We start from the raw sequence: 1,173 nt of genomic DNA on the forward strand, positions 1-1,173 counted from the left end.
TGCGTAAAATGTTTGTCTTAGAGTTTAAAGTTAAAGCTAAAACTCAACAGTATCAAGCCATAGACGATGCTATTCGTACTGCTCAATTCATCCGTAACAAATGTGTAAGGTTATGGATGGATACAAAAGGTACGGGTAAGAACGATTTATACCGATATTCTCAAGAATTAGCTCAGGACTTTAAATTTGCCGATGAACTTAATTCAACTGCTAGACAGGCAAGTGCTGAACGTGCTTGGAGTTCAATTAGTCGTTTTTACGACAACTGTAAACGTAAAGTATCAGGCAAAAAGGGGTATCCTCAATTTAAAAAATCTCGCTCTGTTGAATACAAACAATCAGGATGGAAGCTTCTTAGCCCTAAAACTGTTAAGTTCACTGACAAGAAAAACATTGGTGTTCTTAAGTTGGTAGGAACTTGGGATTTAGGGTACTTTCAAGAATCCGATATTAAACGGGTTAGGTTGATTCGGAGAGCGGACGGTTATTATTGTCAATTTGTCCTTTCTTGTGACGTTAAAGAAGATGTTAAACCATCAGGTAAGTGTATTGGCTTAGATGTAGGTTTGGCTTCTTTCTATACAGATCACAATGGCGACAAGGTTGATAATCCTCAATTCTTGAGAAAGTCTGAGAAACGATTAAAACGACTTCAAAGGCGATTATCTAAAAAGAAAAAGGGAAGTAAAAATCGTCAAAAAGCTAGACAAAGATTAGCTAAAGCTCACCTTAAAGTAAATAGGCAACGTCAAGACTTTGCTGTGAAATTAGCAAGGTGCGTAGTTCACTCTAATGATGTGATAGCCTACGAGGATTTAAGAGTTAAGAACTTAGTCAAGAATCATTGTCTAGCTAAATCGATAAATGATGCGGCCTGGTATCAGTTTCGGGAATGGATAGAGTATTTTGGGGTTAAATTCGGCAAGATAACGATTGCTGTCTCACCGAATTATACAAGCCAAAACTGTTCAAACTGTGGTGAAACTGTCAAAAAATCTTTATCGACTAGAACCCATCAGTGCAAATGTGGATGTGTTTTGGATAGGGATGAAAACGCCGCAATCAACATCCTTAAAAGGGGACTAAGTACGGTAGGGCATACCGGAACCTTTGGGCTCGATCCAATAAACGCTTGGGGAGAGAATACCTCTACTTTTTCAGAAGCAATTCTGT

General features: G+C 38.3%; 1 protein-coding gene. It reads left to right on the top strand.

Features of this window, described 5'->3' with window-relative positions; genetic code table 11:
* Positions 1–8 precede the first annotated feature (8 nt).
* On the top strand, positions 9–1,173 hold a 1,165-nt coding region (locus tag O9295_RS17225), incomplete at its 3' end, for an RNA-guided endonuclease InsQ/TnpB family protein (protein ID WP_288034099.1).

The sequence above is a fragment of the Microcystis sp. LE18-22.4A genome (assembly GCF_027531105.1).
In the GTDB taxonomy this organism is placed as follows: domain Bacteria; phylum Cyanobacteriota; class Cyanobacteriia; order Cyanobacteriales; family Microcystaceae; genus Microcystis; species Microcystis aeruginosa.